Raw genomic sequence first — 19,996 nt, forward strand, 5'->3', positions numbered from 1 at the left:
ATTCGCGCTCGATTTTACGAATAGCATGGCGGGAAAGGACTGGTAAATAAATTTAACGCATCATTTTGCGTCTTCCAGGACCATCGCCGCGCCTTTTTCCGCAACCATGACCGTGGGTGCATTTGTATTGCCTGAGGTGATATTGGGGAAAACCGAAGCGTCGATGACGCGCAATCCTTCGGTCCGGTGGACCTTAAGTCGGGCATCCACCACCGATGCAGTCGGGTCGCTCCCCATCATGCAGGTGCTGGTTGGATGATAGACTGTGTCGGCGCGCGCTCGAAAGTCGGACAGCAACGCGTCGTCTCCAACGACTTCGGCGCCGGGGATGAGCTCTTCAGTGATAATATCGGCAAGCGGGCGTGTGCGGACAAGTTCGCGTAACAGGCGATTTCCCGCCAAAACGTCATCGATATCATCTTGCGTTGCCAGATAATTGGGGTGGATGACCGGATATTCACGCGGGTCGGCGCTTGCCAGTTCTATATGCCCCCGGCTGGTCGGGCGACAAGGATTGTGCGACAGCAAAAAGGCCGAAAATGGATCGGGGTTTAGCAATTTGCGCTCCGACAATGGCGTTTTGGTATAGCTTACCGGACTGAAATAGAGCTGCAAATTGGGGTGTGCTTTGTTCCGGTCACTCCGAACGAAACCGCCACTTTGATTAACGCTAAGCGAAAGCGGTCCGGCGCGGTCTGCCATATAACGCAGCCCGGCCCTTATCTTGCCGAACAAAGGATGCAGGACATCATTCAATGTCGCGGTACGCACTTTGTAGAAATAGGACACCGCAATATGATCCTGCAAATTGCGCCCTACCGCCTTGGCGTCAACGACCGGGGCAATTCCTGATTTTTGCAATTGGCCTGCGTCCCCGATCCCGGAAAGCATAAGCAATTGAGGGGAGTTTATTGCACCGCCCGATATGATAACTTCACGCCGCGCTTTTGCCTCACACGGCTTCCCTTTGTGCAAATACGCAACGCCAACGGCGCGCGTTCCTTCGAATAAAATGCGTTGGGCATGGGCATGCGTCCGCAGTGCCAATGACTTGCGTTTGCGTGCCGGATGCAAAAATGCGTTGGCAGTCGATGCGCGCCATCCGCCTCTGGTGTTAATCTGGTAATAGCCGACGCCTTCGGGTCGTGCGCCGTTAAAGTCACTGCTTGCTGCAAACCCCAGAGCCTGCGCCGTTTCAACGAAGCTATGGCAGACCGGGTGGACATAAGGTGAGATGTCAGTGACGTGTTGGGGGCCGCCGTGACCATGATGGACGCTGTGCCAGTCAAAATCCTCGGACTTTTTGAAATAGGGCAAGACATCGTCCCAACCCCATCCCACATTGCCCAATGCCTTCCAGTCGTCAAAGTCATGCGGCTGTCCGCGCACATACACCATTGCGTTGATCGAACCGGAACCGCCTATAACCTTGCCACGCGGCCAATAGCTGCGCCTGCCACCCAGGGCTTCGACAGGTTCTGTGTCATACATCCAGTTGATCCGGCGGTCGAAAAATGTGCGGCCATATCCGATTGGCATCTGTATCCAGATTGACAAATCACTGCCGCCTGCTTCCAACAATAGCACACTATATTTACCGCTCTCGGTCAGGCGGTTCGCCAACACGCAACCCGCCGTGCCTGCGCCGACGATGATGAAGTCGAATTCTTCGGTCACTGGACAGGATGCTGCGTCATTTCGAGGTGCAGCATATTGCCCTTATAGGGGTTTGCCCGCGCAACTTCTTCGTTCAACTCAACCCCAAGCCCCGGTTCTGACGAGGGAATTACATGCCCTTCTTCAAAACGGATTGGGGATTTCAATATTGCGCTGTGAAAACCGCCCCAAGTTTCAATACTTTCAAGTATCAGGAAATTGGGTGAGCAAGTCGCAATCTGGATATTCGCCGCACCCACAATCGGACCACAATATAGATGTGGTGCAATTTGCACATGGTCGACCTCTGCCATCGAGGCGATTTTCTTTGCCTCTAATATGCCGCCGACGCGTCCCAGATTCATTTGGAGAATTGCCGCGGCACCCGCTCGTAGAAGGCGTGCGAAGTCATACTTCGTCGTCAACCGTTCGCCCGTTGCAATGGGTATAGAGGTCGCGCGCGCAACTTTCGCCATTTCTTCCGGTGCATCTGGCGGAACGGGCTCTTCCAACCAGAGCGGGTCGGACGGCTCCAGCCTTTTGGCAAGGCGAATCGCGCCGGCGGCGGTCATTTGCCCATGGGTGCCAAAAAGCAGGTCCGCTTTCATGCCTACAGCTTCTCGTATCTGGCGCGCAAAGCGCTCGCAAAGGTCCAGAGCTTCCAGCGACAGTTGCCGGCCGTCAAATGCCGAATAGGGTCCGGCTGGGTCGAACTTGAGGGCTGTAAACCCTTGATCCAGATATTCCGCCGCCCGCGTCGCTGCCAAATCGGGATCATGATAGACATCGGTTTTATCTCCCGGACGTGGGTAGATATATGTATAAGCCCGCAGCCGTTCGTGCACCTGTCCGCCGAGCAATTTGTAAACGGGCTTGCCGGCTTCCTTGCCGATTATATCCCAGCACGCCATTTCCAGCGCGGACAATACGCCCATCAAGGTCAAGTCAGGATGTTGGGTAAATCCGCTCGAATAGACCCTGCGCCACATATTCTCGATATCATGCGGATCATTTCCGGCGACATAACGCGCAAACACATCCTCTATCATTCGGGCGACCAGATGCGGCTCAAACGGAACGCAATAGGCTTCCCCCACGCCGGACACGCCGCTGTCGGTTGTCAGTTTGACGAACACAAAATAGCGCCCGCCAAAATGAGGGGGCGGATTGCCGACTACAAAAGTCTCAATATCGGTGAGCTTCATTTCGCGTAAAAACCATTGATGACTTTCACTTCCAGAAAATCGCGCAAGCCGAATTCGCCATATTCCCGGCCATTGCCGGACTGCTTATAGCCGCCGAAAGGCGCCATATAATCTTGCCCCGCACCATTGACGCTGACCCCGCCCGCACGCATTAGACGTGCAACGCGGCGTGCACGATGTAAATCGCCGGTCTGGACATAGGCTGCCAATCCATATGGGGAGTCGTTGGCAATCGCCACGGCCTCTGCTTCATCTTTGAATGGAATCATGACGAGCACCGGGCCGAACACTTCTTCCTGGGCAATCTCCATTTTATTGTGGACGCCAGCGAAAACCGTCGGTTTCACATAATAGCCCCGGTTAAAACCATCGGCGCGGCCAGTGCCACCTGCGATCAGCTTTGCGCCTTCATCTATGCCGACCTGAATCAACCCTTGAATCTTTTCAAAATGGGCCTTGCTGACGACCGGCCCGAAATGCCGCCCTTTTTCCATCGGATCGCCGAGTTTCGCAGCGGCCGCGACCCGTGTGGCAATCGCCACTGCATCGTCGTAAACCGGTTCTTCGATCAGCATCCGCGTAGGCGCATTGCATGACTGCCCGGCATTTTCGAAGCAGTGCAGCACACCGCGTGTCACGGCCGCTTCCAGATCGGCGTCCGCGAAAACAATATTTGGAGACTTTCCGCCCAGCTCTTGCGAAACACGCTTAACGGTGTCCGCAGCCGACTTTGCGATCTGGATCCCTGCACGGGTCGAACCGGTGAAGGAGATCATGTCGACTTCCGGATGGCTCGTCAGCGCACTTCCAATCGCCGCGCCGGTGCCGTGCACCATATTGAACACCCCTTTGGGGAACCCTGCTTCGTCGATGAAATCAGCAAAAAGCTGCGCGGACAATGGTGCCATTTCGCTGGGTTTCAGGATCATTGTGCAACCGGCGACCAGTGCGGGACCAATTTTGGTCGCCAATTGATTCACGGGCCAGTTCCAGGGTGTAATCAAAACGCAAACACCGATTGGTTCGTGCACGATCAGGCCATCCACACCGACCTTACGCTCCCATTCCATTTCGCGCGCGGCAGTTACCGTTGCGCGCAAATGGCCGGGGCCGCACTCCGCTTGCGAATTATAAGACAGGTCATATGGTGCGCCCATCTCGGTCGAAATGGCGGTGACCATTTCGTCATAGCGCCGTTCAAAAATAGCGATCAGTTTTTCGACGAGCGCAATACGATCGTCGAGAGACATGGCTGAATAGCTACCAAATGCCGCCCGCGCTGCCTGCACCGCTCTATCCACATCATCCAGGCCACATACCGCTACTATGGCACAGACTTCTTCGGTCGCCGGATTGATCGCGGTGACCGTTTCAGTCGATGTTGCTGGCAACGCCCAAGCGCCATTGATATAAGATTTTAACGCGCCTTCAGACATAACCAACCGCCCTTTTTTGATCTTCGATGATGTACTTTTCGGCACGCCAGTAATGCCACGCTGCCCAGAATCCAGTCGGTGCAAGCACAAGGAGAGCAAGACGCAATGACGCGGCATCGGCCCCGCCGGGTCCAGCAAAATAGTCGCTTAGCAGTCCAACGCCTTGCGGTGCAACGATCAGGTTGAACACATTGGCGATCAAGAGGGAAATTGCGATAAACATCGCGCGCATTTTTGGTGGTGCCAGATTCTGCGCCAATGAAAATGCAGGACCGATGTAGAAATAGATTGCAGGGATAAATATCCACCACATCACCGTCGCAACGTTCAGCGAATTTGTCCAATATGCGATGATCGATGGTATCGTCGCCAAAGCGGTCACCACACCCAATAAGCGCAATATCTTGCGTGGGTCGGTATAAGCAGGACGTGCCACTAGCCAGGCGGTAAACAGCGATGCCGCAATTCCCATCACAAGATGGATCGGGCCAACAACCGCTCCGGCTTCGCCGACATCAAGACCATAGGTTCTTTGAATGAATGTCGGCGTAAACCACATTAATCCCCAACCCCAAAGCGCGGACAGACCACTGCCCATCATCGCGTGCACAGCGGCTTTTTGCGACCACAGGAATTTCATTGTTTCTGTAAACGGCGGGGCGGGTTGATCCGACACCGCGTCCAGCCGTCCGCGCGCAGGTTCCTTGATGGTAAGAAAGACAACCAACGCAAGGATAACACCGGGAACGCCGAGCACGAAAAATGCCGCGCGCCATCCATATTCTGCGGCGACCGCGCCGGCCATGTCTGCGCCCAGCCACGCACCTATCGGGGCACCCAAAGCAAAAACGGTCATCGCCATCGCACGACGGCTAGCTGGAAAATAGTCCGCAACAATCGAGTTGCAGGAAGGCGTGCCGCCCGCTTCGCCAATTCCGACGCCGATACGGGCTAGCAATAATTGCATATAACCTTGCGACATTCCGCACAAAGCCGTCATTGCAGACCAGACCGCCATTGAAACAGCCAGCAGGTTCTTGCGGTTATAGCGATCCGCGATCCATGACAGCGGAATACCCATCGTCACGTAAAAAAGCGCGAGCGAAACGCCGGTTAAAAATGCTACCCCGCTATCGGACAGTTGCAATTCAAGCCGGATAGGTTCGAGTACAGTCGACATGACATAACGATCGGCAATGTTGATCGTATAGGCGAGCATCATGATAATCAGAACATACCAACGCTGCCCTAAAGTGGACACCTGATCGGCATTGACCGGCGCGGTTGGTGTATTACTCGCCATTATTATTCCCCCTCAGGTTGCGGCCAGTTCCGGCCCTAATTTTGCGCGCAGCGGATCGAGATGGGCGCTGAAATGCTCCCATTGATCGACGCCGCTTTTGAAAATCGGTTGTCGCACCTGTTCCGAACTGGCTGTCCGCACAGCACGCTCGGTTTGGTGAAAATTGATACAAGATTCTTCGAACGGCAAATTACAAAAATCAAGCAAACGGCGCACTTGGGTTTTCAGATCTGCCACCACATTTTCATAACGTACACGTAATATCTTGCCGGGCAAAACGGAGTCCCAATGATCCATCAGTGCGACATAGTCTTTGTAATATTCACCTATTTCTTCAAGGCCATACGTAAATTCCTGTCCCTCGGCAAACAACTGTTTGAACCCGGAAAAACAGCATCCCATGGCCCCGCGACGGGCATCGATGATTTTCGCATTTGGCAATATCAGGTGGATCAAACCTATATGGCGGAAGTTATTCGGCATTTTATCAATAAAAAACGGCGTTCCCTTTTTGCGATAAACCCGCGTATCGCGGATGAATTCTTCGCCAAAACGCGTAAAATCATCCTGCGAAAGATTGTGGAGATTCCCGGGATATTCAGGCTCGTCGCCCACTCTGCGATTGCGATCAAGCTGATAAGCAAGCGCGAAAATATTCGGCAATTCCATCGTGCCTTCGACTTGGCTGTGTGACGCCAATATCTGTTCGAGCAATGTCGATCCAGCCCTCGGCAATCCGACGATAAAAATCGGTGCCTCATCGCGGCAGCCAGCGCCTTCAAATTTCTCGAACAAATCCGTGGTTACGACTTCGCGCTGCAACCGCATTTCATTTGACAGGCGCGCCGGTTCATATTTCAATTCTTCACGCTTCAAACGGTTGCCACGCTCATAATATTCAAAGGAATTTCGATAGTCGCCCATATCTTCCAGCGCCTTGCCCAGCGCAAAACACAGATGATAGCGATCATCAAGCGCCGTCATGGGCGACGCTTCGCGGTCGCGCATCTGGAGGATTTCTGATTCTTCGAACCTATAGGTTTTCAGGTTCGCAAGGCTCCAATACGCATCGCCACAGTCAGGTTTTGATTGGTAGGCACGGCGATAAGCGGTGATCGCATCGTCTTGACGCCCTACCGTTTTCAACGCGTGGCCATAAGTCAGGTTGATTCCCGGATTGTTCGGCATCGAACTTAGCAAAGCTTCATAAACCAACATCGCCTGATCGAAATTGCCGACCGCCAGATTTTCATTGGCAAAGAGCATTTCGAATTCGGGATTACCCGGCTCCTTGTCGCGTAGTTCCGATGCTTCAACCAACGCCTGTTCGAATTTCTGACGCTTTCGCAATACTTTAACATAATCAAAATGGGCGTTTACGTTTTCGGGTGCGAGGACCTTGCAAGATTCCAGAAGAAACTCCGCTTCGTCATAAGCGTTGAACTTCATCCCTATTTCGGCGAGCAAGCGCATCGCTTCGATATGGTGGCCATTTATCTGAAGGAACGCGCGGCAAAGCTGCTCGGCTTTATAAATCCTGCCTTCTTGAATGAAGCTGGCCACACTCAGCAACTCGGGCGGCAGCTGCGACAAATGGGTGAACTGCGCGTGGGCAAAATTTGCCGCCTCGGTTCGATCCCCAGCACCGTGCAATTCGCTCAGCAATCGCCAGCTGGCCATCAATGCGCCATTATGGGTTACCGCCCGTTGATAAGCGGCAATCGCATCGTCTTTGCGTCCGATATCCCGGAAACAATGACCACGCTCTTGCCACCCGCGACCATAGCTTGGGTCAAGCGCAATCAGTTGGTCTAACGTTTCCAGTGCCATTGGGATTTGCCGTTGCATACGTTGGGTAACGGCAAGGGTATAAAGCGCATCAATATTACCCGGTGCCATTTCGAGCAACCGCTTGCAGCTCGCATGAGCATCGGCAAGACGGGCATTTTTCAAGTGAGACCGGGCCTCACCCAATGAGGCTTCTATTACTTCGGGCGAGGCTTGCGCCAACATTGTCACACGAACTCCTGTGTTGTGACGAACGGTTGCCCGAACACTGCCGCATTTCCGGCGTCGGACGCAATGCCGAAATGATAGTATGACGGGGCACCGCGCATATAGCTGGTGCCCCGCCCTTTTCTTTTAGATCTTATACGAGAACCGCAGACCGATTGTACGCGGACGTGACGTTGTGGTGCGAAGTTCACCGTCATTCCCGCTCTTGTACAATTCAGGCCGTTCATCGGTCAGATTGTCACCGAACAATTCGATGCGCCATTCGTCTTTGGATACGCCGAACGACGCGCTTACTGTGCTATAAGATGCCAGACGCTGCGCCGCCGGTATCGGTGAAATAACATCACCGGGGCTGACCAACACACCGTTATAAGTCACTGGAATTGAGCCAGCGTAACCCAATGTCGGGTTGAAGGACTGATACCGGATATCAACATTATCGATGATATCGGAAATGCTCTTCCCAACGTGATGGAAACCAACCTGTGCAAAAGGAACCAGACCCGAAGAAAGTTCCTTTTCCCAATGCAAACGCGCATTGAATTGGAACTTGGGGCTTAGCGCAAGTGGGCTGCCGAGTGGACGAAGCACAGTCGTGTTCTTCCGGTACCTGGTCAATTCGGAGTCGTTGAAAGAAAAAGCACTGTTCAACGTAAGTTCTTGCGTCGCACGCCAGGTCAGATCGCCTTCAAGGCCACGGATCCGGGCGTCAACCAGATTGGTCGTAAATGTCTGGTTGGAGATATTCTGGTCGAATACAGTGATCTGGATATTGCTCCAGTCAATCTGATAAGCCGCCAGATTCAGCTGCACCTGTCTATCAAAAAGCGAGAATTTACCCCCGATTTCATAGTTTTGAACCTTATCAGGTACATAGGTGCCCAACCTTACGAAGTCGGCATTGGTGGGGCAAGTCGTGCTAGGAACCGCGCATGGACGACGGTTAAAACCACCCGGACGGAAGCCATCCGAATAAGTCGCATAGACCAGCGAACCTTCGCCGATACGATAGGTCAGGTTGCCCTTGAACAGCACGCCTGTGTATTTTGCAGGCGACGCGTCGGCGTACAAATTGTTCAGGTTGGCGCTGACATTATAGAAAGTCGGCGGGGTTGCTGAAGGTGTGTATGTTCCGGTCGCAGGATTATATACGCCGCGTGATCCACCGAAACTGCCATTCGACGACCCGTTAATCGACGCTTTTTCATTATAATAGCGCAAACCGCCGGTGATAATCAGCTTTTCCGGTATGATGTCGAACGATGCTTCACCATAAGCGGCAAATTGCTTATCCTTACGTTGAACGTCGTTAAAGAAACCAACCTTTACAGGACGGATACTGGTATCATTTGCATTTACTGACGGGTTAGGTGCGCGGCGATAGATAAAACCTGCCGCTTCCTGCAAATAGGACCAGTCGGTGTTGTCGAACAATTTGTTGTTGTCGTAGAACAAACCAAAAGTACCACGAATACGCTTGTCGGCGGGCGTCGTGACCCGGAATTCCTGGGTCAGGCGCTTGGTCCGGTTGCGTACTTGATAGCTTTTATTTGGCGCGTAGCAGGTATTCCCGATGTTGCCGTTATAGGCCGCGGTATAATAAACCCCGCGGTCGCATTCATAATAAGGCAGGAAAAGGCCGATATTTGAATAGCCGGCATAGTCGGCAATCTGAGTTGCACGGTGCTTCATGTAAGAACCGGTGTAGATCAACTCCAAGTCACCAAGACGCCCATTAACGGTCCAAGTCGAAAGGCTTACCCGATCGCGCAAGGAATTGTCGTTGAACTTTGTGACCTGAAGATCACCCACATCGGGTTCAAAATCGAACACACCGTCGGTATCCAGTTCCTGGCGAACGTGCATCAAATCAATCGACCAGTCGTCGCTGATATTCCAGGTCAGAGCAAGGCGGCCACCGCGATATGTCGCGTCGTTATAATCCTTTTCAACAAACGCATCATTGTCGATCGATTGACGTGTTGGCGGCGTATACTGGCTGCCATCACAATTTGGCACGACCGTTGTTGCCGTCGCTTGGCATGATTGTATTGCGCGCATGACGAGCAATGGGTTGCCTGTTGGCAAACGCCCGGCGATTCCAACATTTCCGTTGAACGGCATCTGGAAAGTGCCGGCGACATTATCGATGTAGCCGCCCTGACGGTCGGTATAGAATACCGCCCGAATAGCGAGCTTGTCTTTTATAATCGGAATGTTGATGAACGCATCGCCAGCGACGCTTTCCTCACCGCTTTTGGTGAACGCATAGCTTGCGTTAAACCCCGCGTGGAATTCGGCCGTGTCTGGCTTGTTGGTAATGTACCGGACGGCGCCGCCCATTGCACTTGCGCCAAACAACGTGCCCTGTGGTCCTGCAAGAACTTCAACACGCTGCAAATCGACCGCATATAAATCAAGGTTGCGCCCGACAAGCGATGCTGGCGCATCGTTGACATAGAGAGCCACCGTTGGCTGGGCACCAGCTGTACCTGCAATCTGCAGGCCGGGGGAATCGGTGGACAGACCACGGATAAAGATGGACGAAGCACCCGGACCGCGCGACGCGGATCGGACATTTGGCAGATATTCGATTAGCTTGTCGAACTTGGTGATATTAAGATCACTCAATGTATCACCACCCAGCGCGGTTATCGCGAGTGGCACCCTGTTTGCCGACTCTTCGCGCCTTGTTGCTGTGACGACGATATCGACAATGCCGCGATCATCTTCTTCGGCAGCTGCTTGAGCAAATACAGGAGCGGCCCCTACACCGGCACCCATGGATGCCAATACAAATGCCGCAGTCGAAATTTTCAAATAGGTTTTCAATTTTCTTCCCCTCAACCATCCCTCACAATTGCGAGGATTGTAAATCTCCAAAGGCAGACTGAAACCGGAGTCCCCCCCATGCAACTGACCAAATTTTCTTGATTGGTAAATTAAATTCCTCAATCAATCACATCATCTACATGTTGCGATTAGAAGACCTAATATATGTTTGGCACGATGGATAGTGCAGTATTGCAACGCTACGCCAAGTATCAGTTTTTAGAGGATGGTTTGAATTATGCAGCCGGGTGCCGAATTTGTTCTGTTAATCGCGTGTGAAGACCGCAAAGGTATTGTTGCTGCTGTTGCCAATTCAATCGCTAGCCAAAACTGCAATATTGTCGAAAGCTCGCAATATGGGGATGCAAATACCGGCCGGTTTTTCATGCGGGTCGCAATTTCATGTCCGCTAGAAATGACGTCGGAGAGTTTTTCGTCTGCCTTCATGCCGGTGGCCACTGCCTTTCAACTGGATTGGCAAATCAACGATCTTCGTAAAAAATTACGCGCGATGATTATGGTCAGCCAAGGGGGCCATTGCCTCAACGATCTGCTTTACCGGACATCAACCGGCAGGTTGCCGATGGATGTCACCAGCATCGTTTCCAACCATCTTAACTGGCAAAGACGCGCCGAACATGAGGGTATCGCATTCCATCATTTACCCATAACGCCGGAAACGAAATTGGAACAGGAAGCCAAGTTGCTGGCTATGGTTGAAGAGCAGCAGGTCGACCTTATCATTCTTGCCCGTTACATGCAGGTGCTTTCGGACCAGCTTTGCCGGAAACTTGATGGCCGCGTGATTAACATCCATCATAGCTTCCTTCCCGGCTTCAAGGGGGCAAAGCCCTATCATCGTGCCTATGAACGCGGCGTCAAAATGGTTGGTGCGACGGCCCATTATGTGACGCCCGATCTCGATGAAGGCCCAATCATAACGCAGGATGTTTCGATCGTTGACCATGCCGATACCGTTGAAGATCTGATCGCCCAAGGGCAAGATACCGAAAGTCGCGTATTGGCCCGTGCGGTTAAATTGCACCTTGAGCACCGCGTTATGCTCAATGGCAATCGCACAATTGTATTTAAGTAATAAATATACGTATCTGATACATATATAAATATTTTATTCAGGAGACCGTTTGATGAAAACCCGCGCCGCCGTTGCCTTTGAAGCCAAAAAGCCGCTGGAAATTGTAGAACTTGATCTGGAGGGGCCAAAGGCTGGCGAAGTTTTGGTTGAAATCATGGCGACGGGTATTTGCCACACCGACGCATATACGCTCGACGGACTGGACAGCGAAGGTCTTTTCCCGAGCGTTCTGGGCCATGAAGGCGCAGGGATTGTGCGCGAAGTGGGCATAGGCGTGACTAGCGTAAAGCCGGGCGATCATGTCATTCCCCTTTACACACCCGAATGCGGCAAGTGCAAAACCTGTTTGTCCGGAAAATCGAACCTGTGCACCGCGATCCGTGCGACTCAAGGTAAGGGGTTGATGCCCGATGGCACAACCCGGTTCAGCTATAAAGGCCAACCGATCTTCCATTATATGGGCTGCTCGACCTTCTCGAACTTCACCGTGCTGCCCGAAATTGCGGTGGCCAAGATTCGCGAGGATGCGCCATTTCAGTCCAGTTGCTATATCGGATGCGGGGTAACGACTGGCGTAGGCGCGGTGACAAATACCGCCAAGGTGCAGCCCGGCGATAATGTCATTGTCTTCGGCTTGGGTGGAATTGGCCTGAACGTTTTGCAAGGGGCAAAGATGGCGGGCGCGAACATGATTGTCGGTGTCGACATCAATCCGGCGCGCGAAGAATGGGGCAAAAAGTTCGGTATGACGCACTTCGTCAATCCCAAGGATGTCGAGGGCGACATTGTCCAGCATCTTGTGGCGTTGACCGACGGCGGCGCGGAATACACGTTCGACTGCACGGGCAACACGACCGTAATGCGCCAGGCTCTCGAGGCTTGCCACCGCGGCTGGGGTACCAGCATCATCATCGGCGTGGCCGAGGCTGGCAAAGAAATCAGCACCCGCCCGTTCCAATTGGTCACCGGTCGTAACTGGCGTGGAACGGCTTTTGGTGGCGCAAAGGGGCGCACCGATGTCCCCAAAATCGTCGATCTTTATATGGATGGCACAATCCAGATCGACCCCATGATCACCCATGTGCTCACGCTCGACGAAATAAACAAAGGCTTCGACTTGATGCACGCAGGTGAAAGCATCAGAAGTGTTGTGGTCTATTGAATGACATCTCTCGCCGACATATTGGCCGGGCATGAAGGCCGCGAAGGCCCTTTGCTTCCCATTTTGCATGATGTGCAGAAGCTGTTCGGCCATGTCAGCGAAGACGCGATGAGGGAAATCGCCAATGCCCTGAATTTGACCCGCGCCGAGGTCTATGGCGTAGTCAGTTTCTATCACGATTTTCGGACCGAAGCCGAAGCGCGGCCTGTGCTCAAACTCTGCCGCGCGGAAGCGTGCAAAGCGCGGGGGGTCGAGGCGCTGGTTCCGGTTGCGGAGGGCCAAAGCCGCGTCAAAATAGAGCCCATCTATTGCCTCGGACTATGCTCGGTCGGTCCTGCGGCACTGGTCGGCGACACCGTGCACGCCCGATTGAATAGTCCGCGGCTGACAGCGCTGTTGGCTAGCCTATGAAAATTCGTATTTCCGATGACGCTCTTGCGATAGCCTGCGGTGCCGACGCCGTTGCACGGGCTTTCATCCAGGCAGGGTCCGAAGTCGAACGCGTGTCCAGTTGGGGTATGCATTGGCTCGAACCTCTGGTGGACATTGAAGGCGCAGGCTTCGCGAATGTAACGGCCGATCAGGTTGATGCCATTTTGTCAGGCAATGCGGAGTCCATTGGAAAGATTGCCGAACACCCCTTCCTCACCCGCCAATCCCGCCTGACATTTGCGCGAGCTGGAAAGACCCGGCCAATATCGCTTGACGATTATTACGCAAGCGAGGGCTGGCTTGGTCTAGCCAAGGCGCGGGCCATTGGCGCAGAAGCGACCATCGAGACGGTGCTGGCATCCGGGCTTCGGGGCCGCGGTGGCGCAGGGTTTCCAGCGGGCATCAAATGGAAAACGGTCGCGTCGGCACAATCCGATATCAAATATATCGTCTGCAATGCGGACGAAGGTGACAGCGCGACGTTCGCAGATCGTACGGTGATGGAGGGCGATCCCTTCATGCTAATCGAAGGCATGGCCATCGCCGCATTGGCCGTGGGGGCGCACAAGGGATATGTCTACATCCGGTCAGAATATCCACATGCCATTGCCAAAATGGAATCCGCTATCGCCGTATCGGCGCATCTTGTGGCTCCCTTTGTCGTTGAAGTTCGCGTCGGGGCCGGAGCCTATGTATGCGGTGAGGAAACTTCGCTTCTCAACAGCCTTGAAGGGAAGCGTGGCGAAGTGCGCGCCAAACCACCCCTTCCAGCTCTCGAAGGGCTTTTTGGCAAGCCGACGGTCGTCAACAATGTCCTGACACTTGCCGCTATTCCGTGGATATTGACGCACGGCGGCGATGCCTATGCGTCTTATGGCATGGGACGGTCCAAGGGGACAATGCCCGTCCAATTGGCGGGCAATGTCAAATATGGTGGCCTGTTCGAGGTTGGCTTTGGCATCACCTTGGGCGAACTCGTCAACGACATTGGCGGTGGTACCGAAAGCGGACGACCGGTGCGTTGCGTTCAGGTAGGTGGGCCTTTGGGGGCCTATATCCCCCCTTCCCAGTTTGATTTGCCGTTTGATTATGAAGCCTTTGCGGCGGCAGATGCTTTAATCGGTCATGCCGGCATTACGGTTTTTGACGATACCGTAGACATGGCGCAGATGGCACGATTTGCGATGGAATTCTGTGCAGTTGAAAGCTGTGGCAAATGCACGCCATGTCGGTTGGGCAGCACGAGAGGCGTGGAAACGCTGGACCAGATAATATCGGGCAAAAATGTCGAGGCAAATTTGGCGCTTTTGGGCGATCTGTCCGAAACGATGAAATTTGGCTCGTTGTGCGCGCTTGGCGGCTTCACCCCTTACCCTGTGATGTCGGCGATTACTCATTTCCCCGAAGACTTCAGATGAAAATCCTGGGCGCAATCCTGGCAGGCGGCAGATCCAAGCGCTTTGGCAGCGATAAAGCTGCTGCGTTACTGAACAATATGCCGCTCATCGAACATGTCGCTGATGCTTTGCGCGGCCAGGTTGACGATGTGATCGTATGCGGCCGTGAATGGCCTGACATGCGGTGCATCGCAGATCGGCCAGTTGACGACAAGGGGCCTTTAGGCGGGTTGAACGCCGCCCTCCATTTTGCACGCGACGGCGGTTTCGATTATGTCTTTTCTGTAGGCTGCGATGTTCTGCCCATACCGCAAATGCCTGCAATTACCGACCCGAATACGGCGTATTTTGTTGAAGACCATTTTCTGTTCGGCTTGTGGCCAGTGTCGCTGGCACCAGAACTGGACTGGCATCTGGAACAACAAACCAATTGTTCGATGCGGCACTGGATTGAAACTATTGGCGCGCGTCCTTTGCAATCGCAGCTAACGCATTTTAACATCAACCACCCGTCCGATCTGATATATGCTGCTAACAAATTGGCCACGCATACGTGATCCGCATCCCTATTTTGTGTAAGGTGATTAAATGACATATCAGCCGCAAAAGGATTTTGGCACACCGGCCAGCAGCTCCACCGAACTTGTGACGTGCACGATCGACGGGCGACAGGTTACTGTTCCGGCCGGAACGAGTGTTATGCGCGCGGCTGCGGAACAGGGAACATCGATCCCAAAGCTATGCGCGACCGACAATATGAAAAGCTTTGGTTCATGCCGCCTTTGCCTTGTCGAGATCGACGGCCGCAGGGGAACACCTGCCAGTTGCACTACGCCAGTCGAAGCCGACATGGTCGTGCACACCCAAACACCGCACCTGCAAAAACTTCGCAAAGGCGTGATGGAACTTTATATTTCCGATCATCCGCTGGATTGCCTGACCTGTGCCGCCAATGGGGATTGTGAATTGCAGGATCAGGCAGGTGCCGTCGGATTGCGCGAAGTTCGCTACGATGTGCAGGACACGCATCTTGGTCAGAAAAAGGACCATTCCAACCCTTATTTCGATTTTGATCCCAGTAAGTGCATCGCCTGTTCACGCTGCATTCGTGCGTGCGACGAAGTTCAGGGCACGCTCGCCCTGACCATGGAGGGCCGAGGCTGGGATTCCAAAATTTCCGCTGGTTTGGCGAGCGATGATTTTCTCGGCTCGGAATGCGTGTCATGTGGTGCTTGTGTCCAAGCCTGTCCGACCGCGACGCTCACGGAGAAAAAAATTGTAGAAGTTGGAACGCCCGAACGAAGCGTTGTGACAACTTGCGCCTATTGCGGCGTAGGCTGCACTTTCCGGGCCGAAATGCGCGGCGAGCAGCTCGTTCGCATGGTCCCCTACAAAGATGGCAAAGCCAATCGGGGACATAGCTGCGTCAAAGGGCGGTTCGCTTGGGGATATGCCCAGCATCAGGAACGCATATTGAAGCCGATGATCCGCAAATCGATCAACGACCCTTGGCGCGAGGTCGAATGGGATGAGGCGTTTGCCTATACCGCATCGGAGCTGAAACGGATCAGCGACACTTATGGCCGTCATGCCTTGGGTGGAATTACGTCGAGCCGCTGCACCAATGAGGAAACCTTTTTGGTGCAAAAGCTTGTCCGCGCCGGTTTCGGTAATAACAATGTCGATACCTGCGCCCGCGTCTGCCATTCGCCGACCGGCTATGGGTTAAAAACAACCTTTGGCACTAGCGCAGGCACACAGGATTTCGATAGCGTTGAGGACAGCGATGTCATTTTGATAATTGGTGCCAATCCAACCGACGGACATCCTGTTTTTGCGAGCCGGATGAAGCGGCGGCTGCGTGGGATCGACGGGCGTGCTGCCGCAAAACTGATTGTTATTGACCCACGCCGGACCGATATCGTGCGATCCCCCCATATTGAGGCGCAGCACCATTTGCCGCTTCGTCCCGGCACAAATGTTGCGGTGCTGACCGCGATGGCGCATGTCATCGTCAGCGAGGGTCTCGCCAATGAGGCATTTATCAAAGAACGCTGCGATTGGGATGAATATCGCCATTGGGCCGAATTCGTTGGCCAACCCCGCAATAGCCCCGAAAGCCTGCAACCGGTAACTCTGGTCGATGCCGAAGAATTGCGGGCCGCAGCGCGTCTTTATGCGACAGGCGGCAATGGCGCGATCTATTATGGCCTGGGAGTTACCGAACATTCACAAGGCAGTTCGACCGTCATGGCCATCGCCAACCTTGCCATGGCGACAGGAAACATCGGACGGCGCGGAGTCGGCGTGAATCCGTTACGCGGTCAGAACAATGTGCAAGGCGCCTGCGACATGGGCAGCTTCCCGCATGAACTGTCCGGATATCGCCATGTAAGCGACGGCGATGCACGAAAGCTGTTCGAAAATGATTGGGGCGTGGCGCTTGATCCCGAACCGGGTTTGCGAATCCCCAATATGCTCGACGCCGCGGTCGATGGCGTGTTCAAGGCGCTATATGTGCAGGGTGAAGATATCCTGCATTCCGATCCGAACACAAAGCATGTATCGGCGGGTCTGGCGGCCATGGAATGCGTCATCGTGCACGATCTTTTCCTGAACGAGACCGCCAATTATGCGCATATCTTTTTGCCCGGATCAACCTTCCTTGAGAAGAACGGCACGTTCACCAATGCCGAACGTCGCATCCAGCCGGTACGAAAGGTGATGACGCCGCTCAACGGGCTGGAAGATTGGGAAGTCACACAGCGCTTGGCCCAAGCCATGGGGCTGGACTGGAATTACACACATCCGTCCGAAATTATGGACGAGATCGCACGTCTGACGCCCACATTTGCAGGCGTTTCATTTGCACGGCTGGATGAAGAAGGTTCGCTGCAATGGCCGGTTAACGATGCTGCTCCCGATGGATCGCCGATCATGCATGTCGATGGATTTGTGCGGGGCAAGGGTAAATTCGTGGTCACCGATTATGTACCAACTGATGAGAAAACTGGGCCGCGTTTCCCGCTCTTGCTCACCACGGGCCGCATATTGTCACACTATAACGTCGGCGCCCAAACGCGGCGGACTGAAAATGTCGCGTGGCACAAAGAAGATTTGCTAGAAATTCATCCCGTCGATGCCGAAGATCGTGGCATAAAATCGGGGGACTGGGTAAAACTCGCAAGCCGCGCTGGTGAGACGACCCTGCGTGCAACCGTTACAGACCGGGTTGCACCCGGCGTCGTATATACGACATTCCACCACGCGGTAACGCAGGCCAATGTGGTCACGACCGACTATAGCGACTGGGCCACCAATTGCCCCGAATATAAGGTGACCGCGGTCCAGATCAGCCCGTCCAATGGACCAACCGATTGGCAGGAGGAATATGAGGCACTTTCCGAACGCTCGCGACGGATTGCACTAGAAGTGCCTGCCGAGTGACAAGCCTTGAACGTCTTGTGCATATGGTGAACCAGATCGCAACCAACCTGGCGACCGACGCAGACCCCGTGACCGCGACGGCCGAGCATATCCAGCTATTCTGGGACCCGCGGATGAAGAAAATGATCCTCGAAAGCAATCGCGACGGGCTGTCTCCAATTGCATCGGCGGCTATTGATCGTTTAGCAGAAGCTCATGCCGCAGCCTGAAAATGGCACAAAGCCGTTTCGCTTTTCAGTGATCAGGGCAGAAGGCGGACCGCTGGAAATAATTGACCGCCAAACGATTGTCGAAGCCGCTATTTCCATTGAATATAATGGCATTGGCTATGCTGTCATGATGGCAACGCCGGTTGACCTGGATGACTTTGGGACAGGATTTAGTTTGTCCGAAGGGTTAATCGAGAATGCCGGTCAAATTCTGGCAATCGATTCCCACAAAACCGATCTGGGTTGGATCTTGCGTATCCAGTTACCAAACGAAAGTGCCGAAAAGGTCTTTGCCCGCGCGCGACAACGTGTTTCAGAGAGCAGCTGCGGCCTTTGCGGCATGGACAATTTACATGAGGTCATGCGCCTGCTGCCCCGAATGGAAGCGCAGATCGATGTGCCAGATGCAGCGATTTTTGCAGCTTTATCTTCTTTGCGCGAACATCAAACCTTGAATGCAGCAACCGGGTCTGCACATGCTGCTGCATTTTGCGCCGCGGACGGAACTATATTGATGACGCGCGAAGATGTGGGTCGGCACAATGCACTCGATAAGTTGATCGGTGCGCTTGCCCGTTTAGGAATTGATCCATCGTCCGGCTTCATCCTGTTGACTGCACGATGTAGTCTGGAATTGGTGCAAAAGACAATCCTCGCCAATTGCGCCACGCTGGTCACAATCTCGGCAGCATCCGACCTCGCCCTGCAATTTGCGCGAAGCAGTGGTCTGCGCCTCGTTAGCCTTGCGCGGCCTGACTCGGCTCTGGTCGCAATTGGCCAAATCGATTGATAAGCCAGCTTCGGAACATCGAAATTGCAGGGTCCGCCAAGTCGTCGGCATGCAATTTGAGATAATAGCCATAGCCGTCCTCAATCACTGCATCATAAGGCATTACCAGACGTCCATCGGCTATTTCTTGAGCGAACATGTCAACATCGCCCAAAAATACGCCACTGGCCGCCATTGCATATTGGGCCGCAGCAATCGTTGTATCAAAGGCCACGCCACCATGCGTTGGCATAGATAGACCGCTTTGGCGTAAATAGGCCGTCCATAGAAGTTCGCGTGGCTCGCCATCCAGTTTCAGGTGCAAAAATTCCTGACTTTGCAGAAATTGCTCCAGCGTTTTACCGATGCTCGCTTTTGCAGTTTCGGCCGAACATAATGGGGCAACCCGGACCATCCACAAAAGATCGGTCACCCGGTCATCGACATTGGGACGGTCATAGGCAATCGCCATGTCAAAATCGGTTGGCGGCAAACCGGTAACGTGCGCGCTTGATACATCAAGACGGATATCAGGGTGCTCGGCGCGAAAATCTCGCAGCATGGGCAAAAACAATTGCTGCAGTAATGAAGGAGGAACATGGAGTCTGAATGACCGGCCGGTCACTTCATCGTCGCGGATCGCGTTCATTGTCTGCTCTAGCCGATCGAGACATTTGCTTACAACGGGCAATAATTCCTCACCCGCAGCCGTCAAAGACAGCCGCGATGCATCGCGAACGAACAATTGCTTGCCCAACAAATCCTCAAGGCCGCCGACATGCCTGCTCATCGCACTTTGTGAAACGGATAGGGCCGATGCACCGCCGGTAAAGCTGAGATGCTGGCCCACAGCTTCAAACGCGCGAAGCGCATTCAGGGGTAACCAGCGACGGTTGATAGTGCTGCGGTTGGAAATGATCGGGGCCTTTCGACAACGTGCTTTTCTTCGGCACCAACTCTGCCCGACATTTTGACATAGGGCTATGCGAAAATGCGATTTTATTAGCTGTGCTATCTGGACCATTCCAATTTTGGA

At 53.7% G+C, this 19,996-nt stretch carries 15 protein-coding genes; 8 read left to right on the forward strand and 7 right to left on the reverse strand.

Annotated features, from left to right (window positions below):
• Nucleotides 1-60: 60 nt before the first annotated feature.
• The 6 genes from ACEW72_RS07930 to ACEW72_RS07955 form a co-directional block, all read right to left on the reverse strand.
• Complete coding sequence (locus ACEW72_RS07930) at nucleotides 61-1,677, reverse strand: GMC family oxidoreductase (RefSeq protein WP_373475843.1); 1,617 nt, start codon at nucleotides 1,675-1,677, stop codon at nucleotides 61-63.
• Nucleotides 1,674-2,861, reverse strand: coding sequence for a mandelate racemase/muconate lactonizing enzyme family protein (locus ACEW72_RS07935; RefSeq protein ID WP_373475844.1), 1,188 nt, complete (start codon nucleotides 2,859-2,861; stop codon nucleotides 1,674-1,676). Before ACEW72_RS07935 ends, ACEW72_RS07930 begins: the two co-directional genes overlap by 4 nt.
• On the reverse strand, nucleotides 2,858-4,297 hold the full coding sequence (locus ACEW72_RS07940) for an aldehyde dehydrogenase family protein (RefSeq protein WP_373475845.1): 1,440 nt from the start codon (nucleotides 4,295-4,297) through the stop codon (nucleotides 2,858-2,860). The genes ACEW72_RS07935 and ACEW72_RS07940 overlap by 4 nt, the downstream gene beginning before the upstream one ends.
• Nucleotides 4,290-5,600, reverse strand: coding sequence for a spinster family MFS transporter (locus ACEW72_RS07945; protein ID WP_373475846.1), 1,311 nt, complete (start codon nucleotides 5,598-5,600; stop codon nucleotides 4,290-4,292). Before ACEW72_RS07945 ends, ACEW72_RS07940 begins: the two co-directional genes overlap by 8 nt.
• 12 nt (nucleotides 5,601-5,612) lie before the next feature.
• A complete protein-coding gene (locus ACEW72_RS07950) occupies nucleotides 5,613-7,613 on the reverse strand; it encodes a sulfotransferase (RefSeq protein ID WP_373475909.1) in 2,001 nt (666 codons plus the stop codon).
• Nucleotides 7,614-7,742: 129 nt separating this feature from the next.
• Nucleotides 7,743-10,448: a TonB-dependent receptor gene (locus ACEW72_RS07955; RefSeq protein ID WP_373475847.1), complete on the reverse strand. Its 2,706-nt coding sequence runs from the start codon at nucleotides 10,446-10,448 to the stop codon at nucleotides 7,743-7,745.
• 238 nt (nucleotides 10,449-10,686) lie between these two features.
• Between ACEW72_RS07955 and purU the strand changes: the two genes are divergently transcribed.
• From purU to fdhD, 8 genes are read left to right on the forward strand one after another with little or no spacing between them, the layout of a single operon-like run.
• Nucleotides 10,687-11,544: a formyltetrahydrofolate deformylase gene (purU, locus tag ACEW72_RS07960; RefSeq protein ID WP_373475848.1), complete on the forward strand. Its 858-nt coding sequence runs from the start codon at nucleotides 10,687-10,689 to the stop codon at nucleotides 11,542-11,544.
• Nucleotides 11,545-11,596: 52 nt separating this feature from the next.
• Nucleotides 11,597-12,706, forward strand: a complete 1,110-nt coding sequence (locus ACEW72_RS07965; protein ID WP_373475849.1) for an S-(hydroxymethyl)glutathione dehydrogenase/class III alcohol dehydrogenase — start codon at nucleotides 11,597-11,599, stop codon at nucleotides 12,704-12,706.
• The gene (locus tag ACEW72_RS07970) at nucleotides 12,707-13,117 is read left to right on the forward strand and encodes an NAD(P)H-dependent oxidoreductase subunit E (RefSeq protein WP_373475850.1); all 411 of its coding nucleotides are present in this window, start codon (nucleotides 12,707-12,709) and stop codon (nucleotides 13,115-13,117) included. It begins immediately after the preceding gene.
• Nucleotides 13,114-14,556, forward strand: a complete 1,443-nt coding sequence (locus ACEW72_RS07975) for an NADH-ubiquinone oxidoreductase-F iron-sulfur binding region domain-containing protein (RefSeq protein WP_373475851.1) — start codon at nucleotides 13,114-13,116, stop codon at nucleotides 14,554-14,556. The genes ACEW72_RS07970 and ACEW72_RS07975 overlap by 4 nt, the downstream gene beginning before the upstream one ends.
• Nucleotides 14,553-15,092 (forward strand): molybdenum cofactor guanylyltransferase, encoded by a 540-nt coding sequence (locus ACEW72_RS07980; protein ID WP_373475852.1) that lies wholly within the window; start codon nucleotides 14,553-14,555, stop codon nucleotides 15,090-15,092. The genes ACEW72_RS07975 and ACEW72_RS07980 overlap by 4 nt, the downstream gene beginning before the upstream one ends.
• Before the next feature lie 31 nt (nucleotides 15,093-15,123).
• Nucleotides 15,124-17,982, forward strand: coding sequence for a formate dehydrogenase subunit alpha (gene fdhF, locus ACEW72_RS07985; protein WP_373475853.1), 2,859 nt, complete (start codon nucleotides 15,124-15,126; stop codon nucleotides 17,980-17,982).
• Nucleotides 17,979-18,191, forward strand: coding sequence for a formate dehydrogenase subunit delta (locus ACEW72_RS07990; protein WP_373475854.1), 213 nt, complete (start codon nucleotides 17,979-17,981; stop codon nucleotides 18,189-18,191). The genes fdhF and ACEW72_RS07990 overlap by 4 nt, the downstream gene beginning before the upstream one ends.
• Nucleotides 18,178-18,981 carry a formate dehydrogenase accessory sulfurtransferase FdhD gene (fdhD, locus tag ACEW72_RS07995; RefSeq protein ID WP_373475855.1) on the forward strand — a complete coding sequence of 268 codons (804 nt, stop codon included), beginning with the start codon at nucleotides 18,178-18,180 and terminating at the stop codon, nucleotides 18,979-18,981. The genes ACEW72_RS07990 and fdhD overlap by 14 nt, the downstream gene beginning before the upstream one ends.
• Here the strand turns inward: fdhD and ACEW72_RS08000 are convergent.
• On the reverse strand, nucleotides 18,929-19,879 hold the full coding sequence (locus tag ACEW72_RS08000; RefSeq protein WP_373475910.1) for a LysR family transcriptional regulator: 951 nt from the start codon (nucleotides 19,877-19,879) through the stop codon (nucleotides 18,929-18,931). The two genes, fdhD and ACEW72_RS08000, sit on opposite strands and share 53 nt — an antisense overlap.
• Nucleotides 19,880-19,996 lie beyond the last annotated feature (117 nt).

The sequence above is a fragment of the Sphingorhabdus sp. genome (assembly GCF_041737645.1).
Lineage (GTDB): Bacteria > Pseudomonadota > Alphaproteobacteria > Sphingomonadales > Sphingomonadaceae > Sphingorhabdus_B.

Bases quoted from the DNA above. Each gene is read 5' to 3' on its own strand.
- ACEW72_RS07935 (WP_373475844.1), bottom strand. From the start codon at position 2,861: ATGAAGCTCACCGATATTGAGACTTTTGTAGTCGGCAATCCGCCCCCT.
- ACEW72_RS07940 (WP_373475845.1), bottom strand. From the start codon at position 4,297: ATGTCTGAAGGCGCGTTAAAATCTTATATCAATGGCGCTTGGGCGTTG.
- ACEW72_RS07945 (WP_373475846.1), bottom strand. From the start codon at position 5,600: ATGGCGAGTAATACACCAACCGCGCCGGTCAATGCCGATCAGGTGTCC.
- ACEW72_RS07950 (WP_373475909.1), bottom strand. From the start codon at position 7,613: ATGTTGGCGCAAGCCTCGCCCGAAGTAATAGAAGCCTCATTGGGTGAG.
- purU (WP_373475848.1), top strand. From the start codon at position 10,687: ATGCAGCCGGGTGCCGAATTTGTTCTGTTAATCGCGTGTGAAGACCGC.
- ACEW72_RS07965 (WP_373475849.1), top strand. From the start codon at position 11,597: ATGAAAACCCGCGCCGCCGTTGCCTTTGAAGCCAAAAAGCCGCTGGAA.
- ACEW72_RS07970 (WP_373475850.1), top strand. From the start codon at position 12,707: ATGACATCTCTCGCCGACATATTGGCCGGGCATGAAGGCCGCGAAGGC.
- ACEW72_RS07975 (WP_373475851.1), top strand. From the start codon at position 13,114: ATGAAAATTCGTATTTCCGATGACGCTCTTGCGATAGCCTGCGGTGCC.
- ACEW72_RS07980 (WP_373475852.1), top strand. From the start codon at position 14,553: ATGAAAATCCTGGGCGCAATCCTGGCAGGCGGCAGATCCAAGCGCTTT.
- fdhF (WP_373475853.1), top strand. From the start codon at position 15,124: ATGACATATCAGCCGCAAAAGGATTTTGGCACACCGGCCAGCAGCTCC.
- fdhD (WP_373475855.1), top strand. From the start codon at position 18,178: ATGCCGCAGCCTGAAAATGGCACAAAGCCGTTTCGCTTTTCAGTGATC.